The organism is Pseudomonas sp. 3B-A001-10F, from assembly GCF_056313565.1.
Window position 1 is genome coordinate 209,384 of record NZ_JBQYFW010000005.1, and the last position, 18,354, is coordinate 227,737.

Genomic DNA, 18,354 nt, shown 5'->3' on the forward strand with positions numbered 1-18,354 from the left:
AAAAGGGAGTTTCCAATGAACTCGACAACCCCTTTCGCAGCCTTGCCGGCCACCTATCGAAAAACGCTGAAAACCTGGCGCCCGGTGATTCTGTATTTCGCCAACGAACACTGCCCCGCCTGCGAATGGGCCGGACCGATTTTTCGCCAGACGGCCGAGCCATACCGATATCGCGCCAATATCTACATGCTCAATACCAGCGAGTCCCCGCGCCATCCGCTGGTCACCGGCACGCCCACCGTGCTGTTTTACAAGAACGGTAGACTGGTGAAAAAACTCAAAGGCATCGGCACCGAAGAAACCCTCGCACGGGATTTCGCCGAGCATATCGGCAAGACCAAAGCACCCGTTGCCGTCCGCAAACAAACGCATGATCTGCCTTGGCTGCGTCAGACACTTCGTACTCTGCGCACTGTTGCACGTGCTCGCCTGCGGAAATTCCTCGACCGGTGACAACCAGTATCGGTGAGACCCGGGTCGAGGATTGCGATTCGCTGAATCAGGCGGCGCTCAAGGCGTAAGGGGCGTTGTTTGCGTCAAAGCATATCGGGAAGGATCGCTACACTTTTCATCAGTGAATACTGCGGTGCCTGAGCCCAAGCATTCGCGAGCAGGCTCGCTCCCACATTTGAAACGCGTTCCAGTGGGAGCGAGCCTGCTCGCGAAGAGGCCGGCACAGTTAGTAGAGAACTCAAGGATTACGCTGGCGCGCGCTCCAAAAGCACCCGCGTCACCCGCCGCTCTTCCACCGCTTTGACCGTCATCTGCCAGCCTTCAAGTTCCAGACGATCACCAATGACCGGGAGACGATCAAGAAGGCTCATGACCAGCCCGGCCATCGTCTGATAGTCCTCGGTCGGCTGCGCACCAAACCCGGTGCGTTGGCGCACTCGCGACAGGTTCAACGCACCACTGACGATAAACCCGCCCTGCTCCTCGACCACATCCGGGCCTTCGATTTCGCTGGCATCGGGCAACTCACCGGCAATCGATTCGAGGATGTCGGTCATGGTCAATACACCAACGAAATCACCGAACTCGTTGACCACAAAAGCAATGTGCGTCGAGGCGGCGCGCATTTGCTCCAGCGCGTTGAGGATCGAATAGCTGTCGAGCAAATTGATGGTCTTGCGCGCCAGGTGTTCCAGGTTCGGCTCGGCGCCGGCCAGGTACTCCTTGAGCAATTCTTTCTTGTGCACGAAGCCCAACGGCTCATCCACCGCACCGTTACGAATCAACGGCAGACGCGAGTAGGACGAGTGCATCAAGCGAGTCCGAATCGCTTCACGATCATCGGCCAGATCAAGCGTGTCGACATCGGCGCGCACGGTCATCAGCCCGCGAATCGGGCGTTCGGCCAGTTGCAGCACGCCGCTGATCATCACCCGTTCGCGACGGTCGAACAGTTCCGCGCTTGACGCGTCACCGTCGTCGAGCAGGTCGGAAATTTCCTCGCCGACCTCTTCAGCCGCCAGTTTACGCCCACCCAGCAAGCGCATGACCGCGTGAGCCGTGCGCTCGCGGATCGGCCGCAAACCCTGCATCGAACGCTTGCGCCGAGCCCGGGCGATCTGGTTGAACACCTCGATCAAAATCGAGAAGCCAATGGCGGCGTACAGATAACCTTTCGGAATGTGGAAGCCCAGACCTTCGGCCGTCAGGGCAAAACCAATCATCATCAGGAAGCCCAGACACAGCATGATCACCGTCGGGTGCGCGTTGACGAAGCGCGTCAGCGGTTTGCTGGCGACAATCATCAAGCCAATCGAGATGATCACCGCGATCATCATCACCGCCAGTTCATCGACCATGCCGACGGCCGTGATCACCGCATCCAGCGAGAACACCGCGTCGAGCACCACAATTTGCGCAACGATCGGCCAGAACAGCGCATAGGCGGTGTTGCTCGAGCGTTCGCCAACGTGGCCTTCCAATCGCTCATGCAACTCCATCGTCGCTTTGAACAGCAGGAACACACCACCGAACAACATGATCAGGTCGCGACCAGAGAAACTCTTGTCGAACACCTCGAACAATGGCTGTGTGAGGGTGACCAGCCAGGAAATACTCGCCAACAGGCCAAGGCGCATGATCAGCGCCAGCGACAGGCCAATAATCCGCGCGCGGTCACGCTGATGCGGTGGCAGCTTGTCTGCCAGAATTGCGATGAACACCAGGTTGTCGATACCCAGCACCAGTTCCAGCACGATCAATGTCAACAAGCCCAGCCAGGCTGTGGGATCCGCTAACCATTCCATAAAACGTCTCTATCTCTCTCGATGAATTCAGGCTGCCGGACACGGCAAAGCGCAACGCGAAGGCTCTGGGGCCGCGTTAGCAACGATAGTCGGATGTCGGAAAACCGGATGCTGCGAGTGGGTCAAGACCGCGCCATGGCGCGAGGGGAAGGTGCGACTGGGAGGCTCCGAGAGGGTGTTCATGCAAATCCTGAATGAAAAATGGCCTTGGAGCGTACAGGCTTTGGGAACATTTCCTACAGCGGCAAATCATTTCTAAATTTGTAACAGCGCTCCAGATTCCCCCGTAGGAGCTGCCGCAGGGGCAATGTCAGCGGCCAGCGAAGCGTAGGCGGGACAACTGCCGCAAATCCCCTTCGATGTAATAGTCATTCGTCCAATGGTCATCCACCGCCAACGGACTCACCTGCTTCAACGCCAGCTTCTTGGCGAAATAACGAAAGCGGTAATGCTCATAAAACCGCAGCAGCTCCAGCCCGTAACGATCTGCCAGATCGGTGTCGCCGCGAATGATCAGGTAGTTTTCATCGTTGCCATTACTCGCCGAAACGCTGAGGTTGTGGCTGCCGCTGATGATCGTTGGTGTGTCCGTGGTGAAGTCGGTGACCACGGCTTTGGTGTGCACCAGCAGATTGCCTTTCTGGCCTTTCATGTTCTCGCGCAGCCAGCCTTCCAGCCCGGTGTTGAGCAATGCGGTGGCGGCGAATTCGGCGCTGCGGTCGGCGTGAAAACCGGTGATTCGGCTGGCAGTGTTCTGCAGGCCATAACGCAAAACATCGTCGTGGGGCTGGCCGAGTAACGCGTTAAGAATCGCGTCCGGCAGCGAGAACGCGGTGACGAACAGCACGTCCTTTTTCGCCGCGCTGATGATCTGCACGAACGCCTGCAGATCGGCCCCGCCGGTGCGCGGCGAGAACCCGGCGAACACAGGTTGCTGCGGATCCATCGGGTTGTGTTCAGTAATCCAGTCACGGGTAACGCCGATATCATCCGGCTGCGCCCAGATCTGCTCGAATGTTTGCAGATAACTGGCGACAATCGATGCATCGTCCAGCACATGCACCACGTTGGCCTGACGATAAACCCCGTTGGCGGTGAAATTGGTGCTGCCACACAAAACCGCTTCAGGCTGATGAGTGCCGCTGGCATCGACGCGGCTCAGAACCATGAATTTATTGTGAAAGATGTTGTGGGTCACCCGCCCGCGTTTGCTCGTAGGAGGCAGTGCCGCCAGGCTCGCTTCGTTGAGCGTGGTGTCTTCATCATCGGGCCGGGCGTGATACAGCACCCGCACCTGTACGCCTCGCGTGAACGCCGCGTTGACCGCATCGACGATTGCCTGCAACTGATACTCGTAAATCGCGATGTCCAGCGCCCACTGACCATCGACCGCACGCTCGATAAACCCCAGCAAACGCCCGAGCAAACCGTTTTCCAGCCACTGTCGCGCGGCATCGGGCCAGGCTTCGATGGGCATGTTTTTGTTGGCGCTGATCTGCGCGTCGAGATCGGGAAACTTGCGCTGGAATGCCTGACTGGCGGCGACCGCACGGTTGAATATCACGCTTTGATTGCTCGGGTGACCGTCATCGGAGGTGATCGTCAGTTCCAGCGACTCACCCAACTGCACGGCATCCGCAGTGCCGTAGGCCAGATGCACGCGATAGTGAAGGGTCATGCCCGGATTGACCGCGTAATCGGCCCAGCGAAATTTCTGCAGCGGGGCTTTATCGCTTGGGGTGGCGTGGAACTGGGGAAAGGTGTGAGCCTTATTCGGGAAGGTCAGGCTGTTGAACAGGAACAACCAGGGTTTGGCGCCCTGCTGCTTTTCGATGGCAAACCCGAGCAGGCCTTGGCGCCGGGACTCGGCGAGGTCCATGGCCAGCAGCACGCCGTTGGTGCCGGCGTAGGCTTTGACGCGGAAGTCGTCTTGAGGGTTTTTGACCAGAACGCGCATCGCTCACTCCTTGTGATTGGGCTGGGGGCAGCATAGAGCAGTGATGCGGGTTTTGAGTGTTCGGCTCTAGACCGGGTCGATGCAATCGCGAGCAGGCTCACTCCTACATTTGGAATGCGTTCCCCTGTAGGAGTGAGCCTGCTCGCGATGAGGCCCGACCAGACACAGAAAGTATCAGAGGGAAATCAGTTCATCGATATGTCGATACTGCGCATCCAATGCCGTCGCCAGATCCTTGGCCCGGCCCAACCGGATCGGCCCACGCTCGATATCGATCAACAACCCCGGGCACGCCAGCGCCGGTAATCCCGACCACTGTTTCAGACGCCCATCGGTCACCACCAGCAAGCGTTGCTGCTCGGCAGGAAAGCGCTTGCGCCGAACCGTCAGCCACTGCCCGGCCTGCTCCAGCGCCGCCAGCAACGGCGTGCCACCGCCTGCACCCAAAGCTTCCAGCCACACCCGCAAGCCGCTGGACGCCTTCAATCCCTGCACCTGCCATTTCGGCACCGAGCCACTGGCCGTCAACAATGCGAGTCGCGCCCGTTGGCGGTAAGCATCATCGAACAATTGCGCGAGCAAACCTTTGGCATCGCTCAAGGCCTGATGGCGGCGGGTCGAGGCGGAGGCATCGACAATCACAAGCCACAATTCATGCGGTGAGCGCGTGCGCAGTTGAAACAGCAAATCTTCACGCGTCCGGGGCCGCCCGTTGAGCAACGTGCCCGGCCAATTTACCGTACCGCTGCGCGCCTTATGGCGCTTGCCTTGGCGTCCGTTGTCCAGCCGACCGGCGCGGGGTCTGGCATTCGCCCCCGCGTCGGATCGGGGGCGAATGCCTAAGGCTTTTTTGGCCAGCTCGGCACTTCGCGGCGGGCGCCGGTGGCGAGCGCAGGCGCCGGCATGTCGCCCCACTGGCCCTGCCCTTCACTCGGTGATGCCTGAGTCGCGGCCGGCGACTGGGCCGGTTGCGGCGGACTCGATGGCGCTTGCTCACGGCGCCGATGGCGCAGGGCAAACTCGGCGACAGCGTCGATATCCTCTGCGCCAATCACCTCAGCTCCGCGCCATGCCGCGTGGGCACGTGCGGCGCGCAACCAGACCAGGTCGGCACGCAGACCATCAACCCCGGCGGCGAAACAACGCTCGGTGATCTGCGCCAGTGCGGCATCATCCAGCGGAATATTGGCCAAGGCATCACGAGCGTTTTCGCAACGCGCACGCAAGGCTTGCTGCTCGGCTTGCCACTGTGCGCAGAACGCTTGCGGGTCGCTGTCGAAATCCAGTCGGCGACGGATAATCTGTCCGCGTTCGGTCGGTGCCGTGTGGCCACTGAGGGCGACGTTCAGGCCAAAGCGGTCGAGCAGTTGCGGACGCAACTCGCCCTCTTCCGGGTTCATCGTGCCGATCAGCACGAACTTCGCCGAATGCCGATGGGAAATGCCGTCGCGCTCGATCAGATTGGTGCCGCTGGCGGCAACGTCGAGCAGCAGATCGACGAGGTGATCGGGCAGCAGATTGACTTCATCGACGTAGAGTACGCCGCCGTCAGCCTTGGCCAGCACACCTGGTGAGAATTGTGCGCGGCCCTCGCTGAGGGCAGCGTCAAGGTCGAGGGTACCGACCAGACGTTCTTCGGTGGCGCCCAGCGGCAAGGTGACAAATTGACCGCTGGCGAGCAGATCGGCCAAGCCCCGGGCCAGGGTGGATTTGGCCATGCCGCGCGGGCCTTCGATCAGCACGCCGCCGATTTTCGGGTCGATGGCGGTGAGGCACAGGGCGAGCTTGAGGTCATCGGCGCCGACCACGGCGGAGAGCGGGAAATGCGGGGTGTCGGTCATTTGGGTTTTCTCTGTCGTGGTCTTTGGTGTGCTTGAGTGTTGTGGTGTGTCAGTCGGGGTGGCCCTCACCCTAGCCCTCTCCCAGGGGGAGAGGGAACTGATTGCGGTGTTCTTGCAAGTTGCGCCGACCTGAATTATCGAGTTGAACTCAGGCTCCAAAGCCAACACAAATCGGCTCCCTTACCCCCTTACTCCCTTGGGGAGAGGGAACTGACCTAGGTGTTCTTTCGAATTCCGTCGACCTGATACGTCGGGCCGAACTCAGACTTCGACAGCAACACAAATCGGCTCCCTCTCTCTCCGGGAGAGGGCTGGGGTGAGGGTAGCTTTTGGCCGGTTACATATCTTCCTCAATATCCAGCAGCAGATTCTCCAGCGCTTCCTTATAAGCCCCAGGCTCCTGCCACATCCCCCGCTGCTGTGCCTCAAGCAGGCGCTCGGTCATGTCCCGCAGCGCATGCGGATTGTGCTCGCGAACAAATTCCCGGGTTGCCGGATCCAGCAGATAAGCATCGGCCAGCAAAGCGTACTGGTGGTCATCGATCAACTGCGTGGTGGCATCGAACGCAAACAGGTTATCAACCGTCGCGGCCATTTCAAACGCGCCTTTATAGCCGTGGCGTTTGACCCCGTCGATCCATTTCGGATTGGCCGCCCGCGAGCGGATCACCCGGTTCAGCTCTTCTTTCAAGGTGCGAATCTTTGGCAGATCCGGTTGACTGTGATCGCCGTGATAACTCGCCGCCGCTTCACCGCGCAAGCTTTCCACGGCAGCGAGCATGCCGCCCTGGAACTGGTAGTAATCATTGGAATCGAGCAGGTCGTGCTCGCGGTTGTCCTGATTCTGCAGCACCGCTTGTACCTGACTCAGGCGCTGAACGAACTGCTCGCGCGCAGCGGTGCCCTCATCAGCACCGCCATAGGCGTACGCGCCCCAGTTCAGATAAACCTCAGCGAGATCTTCACGGCTCTGCCACAAGCGACCGTCGATGGCGCCCTGCACGCCTGCGCCGTACGCGCCGGGTTTGGCGCCGAAGATCCGCCATCCGGCCTGACGCCGCGCGGTGTCCTCATCGAGGCCCGATTGCCGCAGCGCCTCGCGCTCGGCACGCACTTTCGCGGCCAGCGGGTTGAGGTCGTCCGGCTCGTCCAGCGCTGCCACTGCTTGCACGGCGGCGTCGAACAGGCGAATCAGATTGGCGAAGGCATCCCGAAAAAAACCGGAAACTCGCAGCGTGACATCGACGCGCGGACGATCAAGCAGGCTCAGCGGCAGAATCTCGAAATCATCAACGCGCTGACTGCCAGTGGCCCACACCGGACGCACGCCCATCAGTGCCATGGCCTGGGCGATGTCGTCGCCACCAGTGCGCATGGTCGCGGTGCCCCACACGGATAATCCGAGCTGGCGCAGGTGATCGCCGTGGTCTTGCAGGTGCCGTTCCAGAATCAACGTCGCCGACTGGAAACCGATGCGCCACGCGGTGGTGGTCGGCAGGTTGCGCACGTCGACCGAGTAGAAGTTGCGGCCGGTGGGCAGCACATCAAGGCGACCACGGCTGGGTGCACCGCTGGGGCCGGCGGGGACGAAGCAACCGCTGAGGGCGTCGAGCAGGCCGCGCATTTCGGCGGGGCCGCAGGCATCGAGGCGTGGGGCGACGACTTCGCGCAGCGACTGGATAATCACATTTACATCAGACCACCCCGGACCCTGTGGGAGCGAGCTTGCTCGCGAAAGCGGTGTGTCAGTGAATGAAGTGTTGGCTGACACGACGCCTTCGCGAGCAAGCTCGCTCCCACATGGATCGTGCAGGGCTTGGGAAATCAGCTGTGTGGCAAACAGTTCAAGGCGTTCGCGGGTATCGCCGGCGCTACGCCAGACTTCATTGCTTTGCGATTGCAGCTCTGGCGGGCGAGGACCGGTCCATGGATCGGCTAGCGCGCAATCGAGCGGATCGAAACCGAGTTCGAATGCTTTGGCCAGTGCTCTCAGCAGACTCGACTGTGCGCCCTTCCCGTCTCCGCGCGGAATCCGTAGCAGCGCCAGCAACGTATCGATCCGCAGACGCCCCGTCGGTGACTCGCCAAAAATGTGCAAGCCATCGCGAATCTGCGATTCCTTCAAATCACACAAATAGGTATCGAGACGTGGCAGCCAGATCGCCGCATCCGCATCACTGTCCAGCGCGGCATCGAGTTGCAGTTCGCGGTCGATCTGCGTCTCGCGCACCAGTTGCAGAATGTCGCGCTGCAGTTCACGGGCGCGGCGCGGATCAAGCAGCTGCGCTTCGTAATACTCGTCGGCCAGCAGCTCCAGATTGCGCAACGGGCCGTAGGTTTCGGCACGGGTCAGCGGCGGCATCAGGTGATCGATAATCACCGCTTGTGTGCGCCGTTTGGCCTGCGCGCCCTCCCCCGGATCGTTGACGATAAACGGATAGATATTTGGCAGCGGACCGAGCAACGCATCCGGCCAGCAGTTCTCCGAAAGCCCGACGCCTTTGCCCGGCAGCCATTCGAGGTTGCCGTGTTTGCCAACGTGAATCACGCCGTGGGCGCCGTAGGTGTTGCGCAACCAGAAATAGAACGCCAGATAAGCGTGCGGCGGCACCAGATCGGGGTCGTGATAGACCGCGCTCGGGTCGACCTGATAACCGCGCGCCGGCTGAATACCGACGAAGGTCAGGCCGAAGCGCAGACCGGCGATCATCATCCTCCCGTCGCGGCACATCGGGTCGTTTTGCGGCGTGCCCCAGCGTTCGATCACAGCGCTGCGATTAGCCTCGGGCAGCGCGTTGAACATCGTCAGATAAGCGTCCATCGCCAGGCTTTGCTGGCACGGACGCAGATCAATGGTGTCGAGATCGTTGCTGACGCCACCGAGCAATTGCTCGATCAACTCGGTGCCGCTATTCGGCAGTTCAGCGGTGAGCGGATATCCCTCAGCCTGCAATGCACGCAGGATGTTCAGCGCCGCCGCCGGCGTGTCGAGACCGACACCGTTGCCGATGCGCCCATCACGGGTCGGATAGTTGGCGAGGATCAATGCGATGCGTTTTTCGCCATTCGGCACCCGCGCCAGATCAATCCAGCGCCGCGCCAGTTCAGCGACGAAATCCATGCGCTCAGGTTGCGCGCGGTAGCAGACGACATCGGACTGACTGCGCTCACTGCGCCAGGCCAGATCCTTGAAACTGATCGGCCGGCTGATGATGCGCCCGTCGAGTTCCGGCAAGGCAATGTGCATGGCCAGATCCCGTGGCCCCAGGCCTTGCTCGCTGTCGCGCCAGCCGGGCTCGTTGTCCTGCGCGCAGATTGCTTGGATCACCGGGATATTGCGGCGAAACGGTCGCAGATGCGGCGCTTCCGGGCTGGATTGAGCGAACCCGGTGGTGTTGAGAATCACCCCGGCCTCAACCTCGTCCAGCCAGTCCTCGATCACCGTCAGGCAGCCGGGTTCTTTCAGACTGGCCACCGCGATCGGCAGCGGATTCAGCCCCGCCGCTTGCAAGCGCTGGCAAAACACATCGATGAACGCGGTGTTCGCCGCTTGTAAATGCGAGCGGTAAAACAACACCGCCGCGACCGGGCGTGCAGGCAGCCAATCGGCTTGCCAGTCACTCAGTGCGGCGCTGGTTTTATTCGGGTGGTAAATCGCCGTGCGCGGCAGCGCCTGCGGTTCTTCCCAGACGTAATCGCGAGCCAGCCAACGGTTGGCGAGGCAGCGGAAAAAGTCCAGCGCATTGCCCAGTCCGCCCTGGCGCAGGAATTGCCAGAGGCGATCACGATCCACAGCGTTGACGGTGCTCAGGTCGCTGAGTTCCGGGTCAGGACGGTCATCGCCCGGCACCAGAATCACCTGCACACCGCGCTCGGACAGTTCGATCAGACGCTCGACGCCGTAGCGCCAATAGGCGATGCCGCCGTGCAGCGAGATCAGAATCACCTTGGCGTGGCGCAGCACTTCATCGACGTACAAATCGACCGAAGCGTGATTCTGCACCTGCATCGGGTTGGCCAGACGCAGGCTCGGGTAATCTTCCGGCAACTGCTGCGCGGCTTCGGCGAGCAGCGCCAGACTGGAGTCGCCGCTGCACAGGATCACCAGCTCGGCGGGGGTTTGGCCAAGGTCGGCAATATTGTCATCCGAGACGAAACCGCCGGGCTGAGTCCTGAGCAGGTGCATGGCTTAAACGCTGAGCGCAGCGCGCAGTTGCGCTTCGAGTTGCGCGGCGTCGAGTTCCTGACCGATCAACACCAGACGCGTGACGCGCGCTTCATCAGCGCCCCACTGACGGTCGAAATGCTTGTCAAAACGCGTACCCACACCCTGGATCAGCAGACGCATTGGCTTGTTCGGGATGGCGGCGAAACCTTTGACGCGCAGGATGCCGTGCTTGACCACCAGTTGCGTCAGGGCGTCGAGCAGCAGGCTTTCGTCGGCTTGTGGCAGTTCGATGGAGATCGAATCGAAGGCGTCGTGATCGTGGTCATCGTGGTCGTCATCGCCTTCACCGTGGTGGTGATCATGATGGCTGTGGCGGCTGTCGATGTGCTCCTCGGAACCGGCGCCGAGGCCGATCAGCACGTCCAGCGGCAGACGGCCGTTGCTGGCTTCGATGATTTTCACCGCTGGCGGCAGTTCTTCGGCGACTTCGGCGCGGACACGAGCGAGATCTTCCGCGCTGGTCTGGTCGGCCTTGTTGAGGATCACCAGGTCGGCGCTGGCCAGTTGATCGGCGAACAGTTCGTGCAGTGGCGATTCGTGGTCGAGGTTCGGATCGAGTTTGCGCTGGGCATCAACCTGATCCGGGAACGCGGCGAAAGTGCCAGCGGCGACGGCCGGGCTGTCGACCACGGTGATCACCGCATCAACGGTGCAGGCGCTGCGGATTTCCGGCCACTGGAAGGCTTGTACCAGCGGTTTTGGCAGGGCCAGGCCCGAAGTTTCGATAAGGATATGGTCGAGATCGCCGCGACGGGCAACCAGTTCGCGCATCACCGGGAAGAACTCTTCCTGAACGGTGCAGCACAGGCAGCCGTTGGCCAGCTCGTAAACGCGGCCGGTGGCTTCCTCTTCGGTGCAACCGATGGTGCATTGCTTGAGGATTTCACCGTCAATGCCCAACTCGCCAAACTCGTTGACGATCACCGCGATACGACGGCCCTGCGCGTTATCAAGCATGTGCCGCAGCAGCGTGGTCTTGCCCGAGCCGAGGAAGCCGGTGACGATGGTGACGGGGAGTTTGGCCAGTGTTTTCATCGGTATGCCCTTTGGCAAGCGGCGGGCATACGGGACGAGAACCGGCAACGCGCGCGCGTGCCTGGAGAGTTCGCCACCGGATCACCCCGCCCGGTTGTAGTGAGAATCTGTGACGAGGCAGGTCTCCTGGCTGACGGCGTTCAGGCGCTGGGCCTGGCGTTGGCTGCGCCTTCCCGCGGGCTCATCGATTGAGCTGGCAGTGGCGTGGCAGCGAACATCACCGTTCACAGTTGCGGGGGCAGCCGCGGCATTGACCGCGTTCCCTTCTTAGCTCCGGCACACGCCGGAGAACCTCGATTGCGCAAGGCTACGCATGCACGGCAGGCGGGTCAACGCCTGGATCATTGTGGTTATAAGGACAGCAACTTTTTCATCTAATGATCGCGAACACTTCTCACTTAAGAAGTAGTTGTAAGTTATGTCTTACATGCCCTATCCGTTAAATTAAAAAACCACCACCGGGTTAAACCCTGAAATAGAGCGGCTGCGCGCATTCGATTACATATCTTTACAAAAACCAAATTGATAAATCAATACAAGATATGAACGATGAGTTCGCACAAGGACTATGAGTCTCTCAAGAAAGGATTTCTTGCATGGCTGATTATTATCAGTATTTGATCCTGCCTGTTTCTTTCCTGCACCCATGGGTATCCACAACATGAGTGCCGGTAACGCGTTACGGCTTTCAAGTGATGCCGGACTAAAGGAACTTTCCGAACTACTGCGCAATTGCCACTATGCGCACAGTGCCCACTATCCAGCATTGGATGTTGCGCTGCTGGGACGCGAAGCATGCCGGGCATTCAATGCGACCTGGGAGCATTTGCATACCGATGCGTATCTCAGCGCAGAGAACGGTCTTCGCGAACGACGCATCTGCAAGTTCCAGTATCGCCAACGGGAACGCCAGTGGACGGCGCTGCAAGACTGCCACTTTTTTCAAGCCGAGACCGACAACCCGCTGTTGGGCGGGGTGCAGCGCACCTACACCCGCTGCGAGGCGACGTTCATTGACTCCCCGATTCTGCAGACACTGCTGGCCGCCGACCTGGCACTGCTGGACATGGCGCTGGGCCCGCGCGACTGGCTCGTGACCTGCCATCAGTTCCGTATCCTCTGCGATCAAGGCAATGCTGGCCAGGCCACCCCTGAGGGCAGACATCGCGACGGGCACGATTTTGTCTTTCAACACCTGATTCAACGTCAGCATGTCATCGGTGGCGAAAGCCGGATATTTGATGAAGAAGGTGGCCAAGTATTCAGTGCAACGTTGACTGACTATCTGGAAACCGTCGTATTGAATGACCGAATACTTCTGCATGAAGTTTCCCCACTGCAAACATCGAGCATTAATTCGGATCGCGGCAGTCGCGATATGTTGATTATCGACTTCGACCTGGCGGACTACTAATGAATCATTCGACTCATGCACTTTCAGTCAGTACCCCACTCGCGCATAACTTCATCATTGAACAGTTTCAACAGGCGTGCGCACGAAGAACTTCCACACTATCGCTGACCGCCAATGAAAACATATTGTCCGAGACTGCACGCACGCTAGGACAGAATCGCCATTACGAGCGTTACTTGTTCAATGCACAGGCCATTGACGGTCAATGCTATGCCGCCGAATTCAATGGCATGCAGGTCGAACACTTCCCCGAAGTCGAAACATTAAAGGCTTTGGCGACCCAAGCCGTGCAGGCGATGTTCAACGCGCCGTTCGTCGAATACCGTGTGCTCTCCGGCGTGCACTGCACGCTGAGCGTGCTGGCCGCCCTGACCGAGCCGGGCGACTGCGTATTATCACTGGCGCCTGAAAGCGGCGGGCATTTCGCAACCGGGCCTCTGGTGCAGAAGATGGGCCGGCACAGCGTCTTTTTGAAACTGACGGCTGACGGACAAATTGATCTCGGGGACGTTGATCGGCAACTCCAGGCGTGCGGTGTACAACCGGCAGCCGTACTGCTCGACCATGGTCTGACCACACGGGTAATCGCCCTTAAACCACTGCGCGCGCTGCTGAACCGCCGGGGCTTTGAGCGGACACTGATCATCTACGATGCGTCGCACACTCTGGGCCTCATCGCCGGGAAGGCCTTTCCCAATCCGCTTGACGAGGGGGCGGATATTCTTCAAGGCAACACCCACAAATCCCTGGCAGGTCCGCACCGGGCACTGATCGTCTGCCGGCGTGCCGATCTGGCCCAGCGGATCGAGCAAACGCTCAGCGGTGCGCTGGTGTCCTCGCCCAATCTGCCCGGTCTGCTGCAACTGTTCGTCAGCCTGCTGGAAACCCAGCGCTACGGCCAGGCCTACGCCCAACGCATGTGCGCCAATACTCGCCAGTTGCACGACGCACTCGCCGACCTGCCGGGCTGGACGCTGCACCCCTCCGACACGCACCTGCTGTTGCTCGAAGGCGAACGGGCCCGGCAAGCGGCGCAGCAGCTCAATGAACTGGGGATCCGGATCAACAATAAACAGATCAATGGCCGCGACTGCCTGCGCTTCGGCCTGCAGGAAGTCACTCGTCTGGGCATCAGCAGCGAAGACCTGGATGCCATGGCGCACATCATTCGCAATGTCTTGAGCGGTGGCGCCTACGGCGTGGACCGGATTCGTCTGGCTCACATTTGCCAGCGCCTGAACCGGGTCCACTACAGCTTCGATCAGGAGGTTGACTAATGAGTGCTGCGGCCTGCCTGATCATCGGCAATATTCGTGACGGAGAATACGAGGGCCTGATTGCCGAGGGCATCACCCCTTTGCTGATTGCCGATAGTCGCAAAACCAGCAAGATCGCCGATGCGAAACAGATCTCGCCGGTGGCGCTGTACGACTTTTCCAAAGGGCTGACCGCGGATCTGATCCAGCTGACGCAGCAGTTGCTGGACGAGCATGGCTTCACCAGTGTCCTGAATTTCCGTGAAGGCTATGTCGCGATCACGGGGCGGCTGTGTGCGGCGCTGCCGGCGCTGGCCCACTTGCACCGTAACGTGGAAAACACGCTGGACAAGGTGCTGCAACGCCAATACTTCCAACAGTCGCGCAACCTGGATCTGCACGTGGTCTCTCGCCAGGTTCGTATCGACGACCTGCTGGCGCGCCCGGGCGAGCTGCCCTACCCGTTCATCCTGAAGCCAGCGAACCTTTACAGCAGCCTGTTCGTACGCTGCATCGACGATCAGCAGGATCTGCTCGACTACGCCCGTCATGAATGGCCGGCGCTGCAGCGCTATGTGGCGGGCAAAAGCCGCGAAACCGATCAACTGCTGCTGGAGGAATTTCTCCAGGGCTCCAACCATTCCATCGATTGCACGATTGCCGCCGATGGCACGATCAGCAGTTTTCCGATCGTCGATGTGATTGCCGGCGTCGATATCGATCGCGGCGACTTTCACCATTTCGCCCGCTACACGCCGTCGCTGCTGGAGCCCGACGCAGCGCTGAAGGAGCGTTGCCATCGCCTGGCCCATGACGCCGTGAAAGCGTTAGCGCTCAAAGGCACGTTTGCCCATGTCGAGTTCATTCTCACCCCCCGCGGGCCAAGAGTTCTCGAAGTCGGCGCACGCCCCGGCGGCAGCCGGATTCATGTGATTCGTCAAGCCTGGGGGCTGGCGCTGGATGTCTGCTACCACCGCGCGCTGTCCGCCGAGCCTCTGCCCAGCGCCAGCGAAGCGCCGGATGCGTTCGGCATCGCCACCCCTTTTGCCCGCACAGACCGGCTCTATGACGGACTGCACGGCGCCGACCGGATCTGCCGCTTGCCAGGTTTCCAGCGTTGGTACGCCTACGTCACTCCGGGCGAAGCCATCGGGCCGGTCAGCAACGGCTTTCAGAACTACCTGTACATCGAGTTCAGGCAACCCGACACCGCCCGCCTGCGACAATCCTTGCTCGCCGTCAGCGACATTGATGTCTATGGCGAGCAGCCCACGGCGGCGAACACCAAACACATTCTGCTCATCGGCGGGCGTGATTCGGGACTGGATTGGGATACTGCGCGGCAGTTTCGATTTACTCTCGTCCAGCAACCCGGCGAGTTATCTGACTATCAGCGCGAGCGCGCAACGCTAGTGCTGACACCTGACATCGCCGATCTGCCGGCCTACAGCACGATGGTAGAACGGCTGCACCGGCAATCACCATTCGATGCCGTGGTTTCGTTTTCGGAACTGGGCCTGCTGCCCGCGTCACGCTTGGGCGAACGTCTGGGCATCGTCCACAACAACCTGCGCAGTGTGGAAGTCAGTCGCGACAAACTGCTGTTTCGCCAATTGCTCAAAGGCAGTCGCTACGAGTTGCCCACTGCCGCTATCAACCATGGTGCCGAGGCTCGCGCTTTCGTGCTGCGCCATGGCCCGGCCATCGTCAAACCCGTCAACGGTTCGGGCAGTCAGGGCGTCTATGCCATAGACAGGCCCGAGGATGTCGAACACCTCTCGCTGGAGGGAAACAATCTGATCGAGGCCTTCGCCAGCGGCGACGAATACAGCGTTGAATCCCTCAGCCTGGATGGCCAGCACCGGATTCTCGGCATCACGCGCAAATACACCAGCGGTGCCCCCGGTTATGTCGAAACCGGGCATGACTTTCCTGCCGGGCTCGACGAGAAAACCGCCGCGCAGATCGAAGAAGCGGTGCTGTGGCTGCTCGGGCGAATGGGCAACCGCTGGGGCCCGGCCCACACGGAAATCAAGCTGGACGGTTCACGCCTGCAATTCATCGAAACCCAGACCCGCTTCGGCGGTGACCAGATCTGGGAGATGGTCTGGAAAACCACAGGGGTGCATTTGGCAGCCAGCACCATCGCCGCGATGACCGGCACGTCACTGCCGACGCCCGAGAAAACCTACGCCAAAATGGCGATCCGCTACATCGAGGCGGCCCCGACCGCCGATCCGCAACAGCTCCAGGCACGCCTGCTGCAACACCCGTTTGCATTACGCGTGAACCTCAACCCCGACAAGTTCGGCCAGAGCATCAGCCGTTCCGCAGACCGCCACGGCTACACGCTGCTGGGCTGCAGCGACGCCGACGATCCGGCGGACTTCAACGCCGCGATCACCCACCCAGAGTTCACTACGCAAGGACCAGCGCAATGACCCGTAAAGACCCGCTATATCATATCGAAGGCCCGATCAGCGCTCACTTCCCGATGATCTCCTTTTCCACCAATGTCTACGACAACCCTGCGGACATCCTGGGTTCGATCACCGATCTGGCCAGACATTTCCAAGCGGTCGAGTTCGAGATCGGCGAAGACGCCGAAAAAACCTTCTGGTCGCTGAGCGCCGAAGACCGCTCTGAGCTTGCCGGGAAAATCCGCAGCTTCGCCGAACACAATGGCATCACGCTGACCGTCCACGCCGGATGGTGGGGTCGCCAGTACAACCTGTGCTCCCCGGATTTGACCGAACGTGCCCAAGCGGTGGACTGCCTGAGTGCCGCCGTGGAGTTTTCCCACGAGGCCGGCGCCACCAGCGTCACTTTTCATCCCGGCTACAAAGATCAACTGGAAAACGGCGAACTGCTGGACAACCTGATAGTAGCGATCAACCAGGTGACCAAGCGCTGCAACACCGATGGCATCGCCCTGTGCCTGGAGAACATGGGCGGTCAGCGGCCGAAATTCCCGGTCTTCACCGTCGAGGAACACCTGCGCTTTCACAAGGAGACCGGGTGCTTCGTGACCATCGACGTGACGCATCTGTGCTCACTGCTGCCGTATGGTGAAAGCCTGTTCAAAGCCATTGCCGATCTGGCGCCGGTTACCCGGCATCTGCACATTGCCGACCTCAACAACACCCACCATCAACATCTGCCGATTGGCGAAGGCAACTTGCGCCTGAGCGATGTGCTCAATCGCTTCGCGGTCAACGGCTATCGGGGTGTGGCCGTGGTGGAAGAGTTCATTCCGCGCTTCTCCACCGAGTACTACCTGGAAAAAGCCCTGGCCTACAAGAACGGCGTAGAGCAATTGCTGGCCGGCTCGCGGCACAGCACTCATGCTGGTTGAGTCGAACCTGGCAAAACCGGCGTCGCGCAGCGAGATCGCGACCGGTATCCGCGATGCGCTACCGTTCGTCTTCTCGCTGCTGCTGACCTTCACCCTGATCGGCATGCTCGGGCGCCGCCATGGTCTGGATCTTCCGGCCATGGTGGTTTTCAGCGGTACGGTAATGGCCTCGCCGTTGCAACTGACGCTGCTGGAAACCCCCGCGCACCTGCTTAACGCCTTTGGCGTGCTGGTCTCGGCGCTGAGTATCAACTTGCGTTTTCTGGTCTTCACACTGAGCCTGAAATCCAGCCTCCAGGGCCCGGTCAAAGCGTTCGTCCCCGCCCTGGCGGTGATGGCAAATGCGGCTTTCACGTTGATGTCGATCCGCAAGGATCAGCAACCGATCAGCCGCCCGTATGCCAACACCGTGTGCTTTCTGCTGTACGCCGCCGCCCTGCTTGGCACCGTGGTCGGGTACTGTTTCGCCAGCGTGGCCGACAACGCAGTGATGGATCACGTCAGTGTAGTAATCGCGATTTTCATCAGCGCTTCGCTTGGCAAGATGGCCCGCGACCGTCACAGCTTCCATGCGCAATGGATTGCCGGCCTGGCCACCGCCGCGAGCTTGCTGTGGCTGGGCGAGGTCAGCTTGCTGCTGGTGCTCGCCATCACCGTTCTGACGAGCTATGTCCATGATTGAACCTGGTACTTTCTGGCTGTACGTACTGATTTGCGCGCTGGTTTCGATCGTCTGCCGCTTGCTGCCGCTGGCCGTCGATGTCGAACGGCTTTCGGTAACTGCCCGCGCTTTCATCGATCGTCTGGGAAAATACACATCGGTGGCGATGCTCGTCAGCCTGCTGGCGGTCTCACTCTATCCTTTGGCCAGCCAGCACCTGGCGGCCATGCCATGGATCCTCCCGGTGGCGTTGGCGTGGCTGCTGAGCCTGACGCGAATCAAATCCTATTATGCGTTCCTGATGGCGCTGGGGGTGTACGTCCTGCTGATCATGCGCTAGGCGCCGATT

Annotated in this window: 13 protein-coding genes and 1 riboswitch; of the genes, 7 read left to right on the plus strand and 6 right to left on the minus strand. The window is 60.4% G+C overall.

What is annotated here, in order from left to right; translation table 11 throughout:
• The first annotated feature begins 15 nt into the window (after positions 1-15).
• The gene (locus AC0ZWN_RS07775; protein WP_476334617.1) at positions 16-453 is read left to right on the plus strand and encodes a thioredoxin family protein; all 438 of its coding nucleotides are present in this window, start codon (positions 16-18) and stop codon (positions 451-453) included.
• A gap of 245 nt (positions 454-698) precedes the next feature.
• Here AC0ZWN_RS07775 and AC0ZWN_RS07780 read toward each other — a convergent pair whose 3' ends face one another.
• The 6 genes from AC0ZWN_RS07780 to cobW form a co-directional block, all read right to left on the minus strand.
• Positions 699-2,258 (minus strand): TerC family protein, encoded by a 1,560-nt coding sequence (locus tag AC0ZWN_RS07780; RefSeq protein WP_476334618.1) that lies wholly within the window; start codon positions 2,256-2,258, stop codon positions 699-701.
• 310 nt (positions 2,259-2,568) lie between these two features.
• Positions 2,569-4,215: a phospholipase D-like domain-containing protein gene (locus tag AC0ZWN_RS07785; protein WP_476334619.1), complete on the minus strand. Its 1,647-nt coding sequence runs from the start codon at positions 4,213-4,215 to the stop codon at positions 2,569-2,571.
• A 174-nt stretch (positions 4,216-4,389) separates the two neighbouring features.
• Positions 4,390-5,073, minus strand: coding sequence for a vWA domain-containing protein (locus tag AC0ZWN_RS07790; protein ID WP_476334642.1), 684 nt, complete (start codon positions 5,071-5,073; stop codon positions 4,390-4,392).
• A complete protein-coding gene (locus AC0ZWN_RS07795; RefSeq protein WP_476334620.1) occupies positions 5,055-6,056 on the minus strand; it encodes a magnesium chelatase ATPase subunit I in 1,002 nt (333 codons plus the stop codon). Before AC0ZWN_RS07795 ends, AC0ZWN_RS07790 begins: the two co-directional genes overlap by 19 nt.
• Before the next feature lie 337 nt (positions 6,057-6,393).
• On the minus strand, positions 6,394-10,242 hold the full coding sequence (cobN, locus tag AC0ZWN_RS07800) for a cobaltochelatase subunit CobN (protein WP_476334621.1): 3,849 nt from the start codon (positions 10,240-10,242) through the stop codon (positions 6,394-6,396).
• A gap of 3 nt (positions 10,243-10,245) precedes the next feature.
• A complete protein-coding gene (gene cobW / locus AC0ZWN_RS07805) occupies positions 10,246-11,319 on the minus strand; it encodes a cobalamin biosynthesis protein CobW (RefSeq protein WP_093430911.1) in 1,074 nt (357 codons plus the stop codon).
• 99 nt (positions 11,320-11,418) lie between these two features.
• A riboswitch (cobalamin riboswitch) is annotated at positions 11,419-11,630 on the minus strand.
• A 350-nt stretch (positions 11,631-11,980) separates the two neighbouring features.
• Between cobW and AC0ZWN_RS07810 the strand changes: the two genes are divergently transcribed.
• From AC0ZWN_RS07810 to AC0ZWN_RS07835, 6 genes are read left to right on the plus strand one after another with little or no spacing between them, the layout of a single operon-like run.
• Positions 11,981-12,733, plus strand: a complete 753-nt coding sequence (locus AC0ZWN_RS07810; protein ID WP_186624549.1) for a 2OG-Fe dioxygenase family protein — start codon at positions 11,981-11,983, stop codon at positions 12,731-12,733.
• Positions 12,733-14,010, plus strand: coding sequence for a hypothetical protein (locus AC0ZWN_RS07815; protein ID WP_476334622.1), 1,278 nt, complete (start codon positions 12,733-12,735; stop codon positions 14,008-14,010). The genes AC0ZWN_RS07810 and AC0ZWN_RS07815 overlap by 1 nt, the downstream gene beginning before the upstream one ends.
• Positions 14,010-16,430, plus strand: a complete 2,421-nt coding sequence (locus AC0ZWN_RS07820; protein ID WP_476334623.1) for an ATP-grasp domain-containing protein — start codon at positions 14,010-14,012, stop codon at positions 16,428-16,430. Before AC0ZWN_RS07815 ends, AC0ZWN_RS07820 begins: the two co-directional genes overlap by 1 nt.
• Positions 16,427-17,344, plus strand: coding sequence for a sugar phosphate isomerase/epimerase family protein (locus AC0ZWN_RS07825; RefSeq protein ID WP_099756449.1), 918 nt, complete (start codon positions 16,427-16,429; stop codon positions 17,342-17,344). Before AC0ZWN_RS07820 ends, AC0ZWN_RS07825 begins: the two co-directional genes overlap by 4 nt.
• Positions 17,334-18,026 carry an AzlC family ABC transporter permease gene (locus AC0ZWN_RS07830; RefSeq protein ID WP_476334624.1) on the plus strand — a complete coding sequence of 231 codons (693 nt, stop codon included), beginning with the start codon at positions 17,334-17,336 and terminating at the stop codon, positions 18,024-18,026. The genes AC0ZWN_RS07825 and AC0ZWN_RS07830 overlap by 11 nt, the downstream gene beginning before the upstream one ends.
• Entirely contained in the window at positions 18,019-18,345 is a 327-nt protein-coding gene (locus tag AC0ZWN_RS07835) for a hypothetical protein (protein WP_476334625.1), read from the plus strand. The genes AC0ZWN_RS07830 and AC0ZWN_RS07835 overlap by 8 nt, the downstream gene beginning before the upstream one ends.
• The last annotated feature ends 9 nt before the right edge of the window (positions 18,346-18,354 follow it).

Bases quoted from the DNA above. Each gene is read 5' to 3' on its own strand.
- AC0ZWN_RS07775 (WP_476334617.1), top strand. From the start codon at position 16: ATGAACTCGACAACCCCTTTCGCAGCCTTGCCGGCCACCTATCGAAAA.
- AC0ZWN_RS07780 (WP_476334618.1), bottom strand. From the start codon at position 2,258: ATGGAATGGTTAGCGGATCCCACAGCCTGGCTGGGCTTGTTGACATTG.
- AC0ZWN_RS07785 (WP_476334619.1), bottom strand. From the start codon at position 4,215: ATGCGCGTTCTGGTCAAAAACCCTCAAGACGACTTCCGCGTCAAAGCC.
- AC0ZWN_RS07795 (WP_476334620.1), bottom strand. From the start codon at position 6,056: ATGACCGACACCCCGCATTTCCCGCTCTCCGCCGTGGTCGGCGCCGAT.
- cobN (WP_476334621.1), bottom strand. From the start codon at position 10,242: ATGCACCTGCTCAGGACTCAGCCCGGCGGTTTCGTCTCGGATGACAAT.
- cobW (WP_093430911.1), bottom strand. From the start codon at position 11,319: ATGAAAACACTGGCCAAACTCCCCGTCACCATCGTCACCGGCTTCCTC.
- AC0ZWN_RS07810 (WP_186624549.1), top strand. From the start codon at position 11,981: ATGAGTGCCGGTAACGCGTTACGGCTTTCAAGTGATGCCGGACTAAAG.
- AC0ZWN_RS07815 (WP_476334622.1), top strand. From the start codon at position 12,733: ATGAATCATTCGACTCATGCACTTTCAGTCAGTACCCCACTCGCGCAT.
- AC0ZWN_RS07820 (WP_476334623.1), top strand. From the start codon at position 14,010: ATGAGTGCTGCGGCCTGCCTGATCATCGGCAATATTCGTGACGGAGAA.
- AC0ZWN_RS07825 (WP_099756449.1), top strand. From the start codon at position 16,427: ATGACCCGTAAAGACCCGCTATATCATATCGAAGGCCCGATCAGCGCT.
- AC0ZWN_RS07830 (WP_476334624.1), top strand. From the start codon at position 17,334: ATGCTGGTTGAGTCGAACCTGGCAAAACCGGCGTCGCGCAGCGAGATC.
- AC0ZWN_RS07835 (WP_476334625.1), top strand. From the start codon at position 18,019: ATGATTGAACCTGGTACTTTCTGGCTGTACGTACTGATTTGCGCGCTG.